Origin of the sequence: Symbiobacterium sp. (assembly GCF_040797425.1) — a bacterium.
Classification (GTDB): Bacteria; Bacillota; Sulfobacillia; order Symbiobacteriales; family Symbiobacteriaceae; genus Symbiobacterium.
The window spans coordinates 1-4,674 of record NZ_JBFNEH010000102.1; the positions used below are offsets into that span (position 1 = coordinate 1).

Genomic DNA, 4,674 nt, shown 5'->3' on the forward strand with positions numbered 1-4,674 from the left:
ATCATACAGAACACTTTTGGAAGTGCGACGTACCCACTTTCACTTGACAGACCCGTTGGCAAACTCCCTCTTGACGAGCGCGCCGGCAGCGGCTAGAATGAGCTTCAATACGTAACCGCGATGAACGGGCAAAGTAGGCGGATCGATCTCCATCCAGGGAGGCGGCGCCGGCGACTGAGAGCGCGGCCTGGAGGTTCCCGCTGAAGTTCGCCCGGGAGCTGCCAGCTGAACGGCCGCACGCCCGTGCGGCGCCAGTAGGCCGGGCCGGGTTTCCCTCCGTTAGCGGGGAGCGGCGTCGAGGAACTTCTTCCTCCGCGCCTGCTGTCGAGCGGGCCGCCGTGGGCGGCTCATGAGGGTGGTACCACGGGAGCGAGGCTCTCGTCCCTTGCCGGGACGGGAGCCTTTTGAGTTTCGGCAAGAGGAGGCGGATGAGCATGGCCGAAGGCCTGACTGCTGTGACGACGCGCTGGGGGGCTGACCGGTTTGCGGGCCTTGGGCTGGGCTCAGGCCGCCCGCTCATCATCGCGGGCCCGTGCAGCGTGGAGAGCGAGGAGCAGATTCTGGAGGCGGCCCGGGCGGTGAAGGTGGCGGGAGCGACGGCCCTGCGGGGCGGGGCGTTCAAGCCGCGTACCTCGCCGCGGTCGTTCCAGGGTCTGGGGGAGGAGGGGCTGCGGCTCCTGGCCCTGGCCCGAGAGGAGACCGGCCTGCCGGTGGTGACCGAGGTGATGGACACCGCCCAGATCGATCTGGTCGCCCGGTATGCCGACGTGCTCCAGGTGGGCTCCCGCAACATGCAGAACTTCGCCCTGCTGAAGCAGGTGGGACGGGCCGGGAAGCCGGTCCTGCTCAAGCGGGGGCTGAGCGCCACGCTGGACGAGTGGCTTGCCGCGGCGGAGTACATCATGGACTCCGGGAACGACCAGGTGATCCTCTGCGAGCGGGGCATCCGCACCTTTGAGACGTGCACCCGCAACACGCTGGACCTGAGCACTGCCATCGTGGCGCGGAAACGGTCAGGGCTGCCCGTGATCATCGACCCGAGCCACGCCGCCGGGCGAAGGGACCTGATTCCGGCGCTCTCCCGGGCGGCCCTTGCCGCCGGGGTGGACGGGCTCATGATCGAGGTGCACCCGGACCCGGACCGGGCGCTCTCCGACGCCGCCCAACAGCTCGATCCGGGCGCATTCCGTGCCCTGATGCAGGATCTGGGCCTGCTTCCGGCCGCGGCCCTGGAGAGCCTCGCCGAATGCCGGCAGGAGATCGACCGGCTGGATGAGCAGCTGCTCGCCCTGCTCTCCCGCCGCATGGAGGTCGCCCGCCGGGTGGGCCGGATCAAGGCCGGGACAGGCGTCCCCGTTTTCCAGGAGGAGCGGGAGCACGCCCTGCTGGACAGGCTGGTCCGGCAGGCCGGCCCGGCCCTGCGGGCCGAGGACGTGCGGGCCGTGTGGGAGGCCATCCTCGCCTGTTCACGGCGGCTCCAGGAGGAGTTGTAGTCGCCGTCTATCATGCAAGCGGGAAGGCGCTCGCCGACTCACATCGGCGAGCGCCTTTACTATTTTACAATACTGCTACTTAACATTACTAAAACCAGCCGAACCCCGCAGGAAATACAGGCGACAAAGCGAATTCTTCGCCCAGGAGTTAATGAAAGCGCTACCATCTAGATTGGAAACAGATGTGTTGCGAAAGGCCGCACCACAGCTTTGCTGTAGCGCAAGGCCTTGCGCGGCATATGCTCGATTCCCGTGTGATGAGCGAATCTGGACTAAAGCGCTTTCAACCGTTTTCATGTGGGCGGGTGTATGCATTTGCCGCACCGATATGACGTGCTCGTGGTGGGGCGTCCCACCGTGGACCTCGTGTTCACGAACATCCCCAGCTGGCCGGCCCTGGGCCAGGAGGTCTACGCGGAGGGCTTCCTGGTGGCGGCCGGCGGGGCGTTCAACATGGTGGCCGCCCTTCACCGTCTGGGGTTCGCCGTCGGCATGGTGGGGGTGGTCGGCAACGACCCGTGGAGCCGGCTGGCCCTGTCCATCATGGAAGCCGAGGGCGTGTCGACCGAGCTCATCCGCATCCTACCGGAACCCTTGCCCTCAGTGAGCGTGTGCATGACGTATCAGGGGGACCGGGGCTTCGTGAGCTACGAGGAGAGGCGGCAGGTCTATGAAGACGCCTTCCGGAGCCACGCCCTGGCGGTGATCGGGCGGGTGGAGGCGCCGCTCCTGCACGCCTACCTGGGGCCCGACCTGCCCCTCTACAAGGCGGAGGCCGACAGGCGGGGCATGAGGCTCACGGTGGACACCGGGTGGGACGAGGCCTGGCTCAAGTCCAGCCGCATCTGGGAGCTGCTCCCCCTGCCTGACCTGGTGTTCGCCAACGAGGCGGAGGCCCGCGCCATCACCGGCGCCACCGACGCCTGCGCCGCCCTGCGGCGGCTGGGTGAGGCGGCCCGGTTTGTGGTCCTGAAGCGTGGGGCCGACGGTTCGTCGGCCATCGTGGACGGCGTCGAGTACCATGCCCCCACGCAACCGGTAGAAGTGGTGGATGCGACGGGCGCCGGCGACTGCTTCAACGCCGGGTTCCTTTACGGCTGGCGCAAGGGAATGTCGGTTACGGAGGCCCTCAACCTCGGCAACATCTGCGGCGGGCTGAACGTACAGCGGGCCGGGGGATACGCCGGAGCGCCGCGCGAGGCGGAACTGATCGCAGCCGCCGAGGCCGCAGGGATCACCGTTCCTAAGAGGAGGCACGAGAAATGAAGCTTGTCCTGCTGGGCGCCGGGATTCGGACGCCCCTGCTCGTGAGCGGGCTCATCCGCCGCCAGGAGTCTCTGCCGCTCACCGAGGTGGTGCTCTACGACGCAGACCCCCGCCGGCTGGAGACGATGGGCCGGTTCGTCGGACACCTGGCCGACCGCTGGGGCGCCCGCTTCAAGGTGACGTATGCCCATGACTTCCGGGAGGCGGCCCGGGGCGCGGCCTTCATCTTCAGCGCCATCCGAGTGGGCCAGGAAGAAGGCCGGATCCGGGACGAGGAGATCGCGCTGAAGCACGGCGTGCTCGGCCAGGAGACCACGGGCCCCGGCGGTTTCGCCATGGCCCTCCGGACCATCCCGGTGATGCTCGACTACGCCCGGGTCATCCGGGAGGTCGCCCCGCAGGCGTGGCTGATCAACTTCACGAACCCGTCGGGGCTGATCACCCAGGCGCTCACCACCTACTCCCCGGTGCGCGCCATCGGCATCTGCGATGCGCCCACCGCCATGAAGCGGAGCGTGGCCGCCTTCCTGGGCGTGCCGGCGGACCAGGTGTACCTGGAGTACTTCGGCCTCAACCACCTGGGCTGGATCCGCCGCGTGCTGGTGGACGGCGAGGACCGCATGCCCCACATCCTCGCACACTACGAGGAACTGGCCGCCCGCTACCCTGAGTGGGGCCTCTTCGAGCCGGACCTGGTCCGCATGTACGGGCTCCTGCCCAACGAGTACCTGTACTACTTCTACTACCGTGAGAAGGCGGTCGCCAACATCCTCGCCTCCGGCGGGAGCCGCGGCCAGCAGGTGCTGAGCATCAACCGGCCTCTCTGGGCCAGCCTCGCCGAGCTGGTGGCCTCCGGCGACATGGACGCCGCCCTCCGGGCCTACGAGCAGGGTATCAACACCCGCAACGCCACCTACATGGCCCGGGAGTCCGGCCGCAAGGTGGAGGAAGCCGCTCCGGCCGAGGACGGGACCGTTTTCGAGGGCGAGGGGTACGAAGGGCTGGCGATGGCCGTGATGACCGCAGCCGTCCAGCGCCGCAAGGCCACCCTCATCCTCAACGTGCCCAACTGCGGGGCCCTGGACATCCTCCGGCGGGAGGACGTGGTGGAGGTCACCTCGCTGCTGGACGAACACGGTGCCCGGCCTCTGGCCCAGGATCCGGTGCCGCCGCAGGTGAGCCCGCTGATCACGGCCGTCAAGGCTTACGAGCGGCTCACGGTGCAGGCCGCCGTCGAGGGCTCCTACCAGCTTGCCGTGCAGGCGCTGGCCACCCATCCACTCGTCTCGTCGTACTCTCTGGCCCGTCAGCTGGTCGACGAGTACCTCGTTGCTCACAAACCCTTCCTGCCGCAGTTCGCCTGAGCACCACGTCATCGCAGCTGAAGTAAGGAGGTAGCTTGCATGCGTCGATGGGTTTCAGTGTTCCTGGGAATCACGTTGATCGCGGCTCTGGTGGGATGTTCCGGTCAATCGGGGACCAGCTCACAGCCCCAAGGCGGCTCGACCCAGGGAACGACCCAGCAGAGTGAGCAGGGGACTACATCCGGCACGGAACAGATCAAGCTGGTGTTCTGGGATACTAACAACTCGGGTGTGCTCAAGGACGTGGTGGAGCAGCTGGCGGCCGAGTTTGAGCAGCAGCATCCTGGCGTGAAGGTCGAGCACCGCGGCTGGACCACCGAGGAACTGCAGAAGAGCCTGCAGCGCGCGGTTTCCAGCGGCGAGGGCCCCGACATCGCGCAGATCAACAACGGCGAGTCCAGCATGGGCCCCATGGTCCGGGCCGGCCTCCTGGTGCCGATGGACCAGTATGACGAGAAGTACGGCTGGTCCAAGCGCATCGCCGCCGGCCTGCTGGCCCGCAACCGGTATACCGACGACGGCCAGACCTTCGGCTCGGGCACCCTCTGGGG

At 67.6% G+C, this 4,674-nt stretch carries 4 protein-coding genes; all 4 read left to right on the forward strand.

Annotated features, from left to right (window positions below; all coding sequences use genetic code 11):
* The first annotated feature begins 434 nt into the window (after positions 1–434).
* The gene (locus AB2385_RS16635; RefSeq protein ID WP_367656133.1) at positions 435–1,493 is read left to right on the forward strand and encodes a bifunctional 3-deoxy-7-phosphoheptulonate synthase/chorismate mutase; all 1,059 of its coding nucleotides are present in this window, start codon (positions 435–437) and stop codon (positions 1,491–1,493) included.
* Positions 1,494–1,808: 315 nt separating this feature from the next.
* Positions 1,809–2,759, forward strand: coding sequence for a carbohydrate kinase family protein (locus tag AB2385_RS16640; protein WP_367656134.1), 951 nt, complete (start codon positions 1,809–1,811; stop codon positions 2,757–2,759).
* Positions 2,756–4,123 carry a hypothetical protein gene (locus tag AB2385_RS16645; RefSeq protein WP_367656135.1) on the forward strand — a complete coding sequence of 456 codons (1,368 nt, stop codon included), beginning with the start codon at positions 2,756–2,758 and terminating at the stop codon, positions 4,121–4,123. The genes AB2385_RS16640 and AB2385_RS16645 overlap by 4 nt, the downstream gene beginning before the upstream one ends.
* A gap of 39 nt (positions 4,124–4,162) precedes the next feature.
* A partial coding sequence (locus tag AB2385_RS16650) for an ABC transporter substrate-binding protein (RefSeq protein ID WP_367656136.1) occupies positions 4,163–4,674 on the forward strand: 512 nt, incomplete at its 3' end.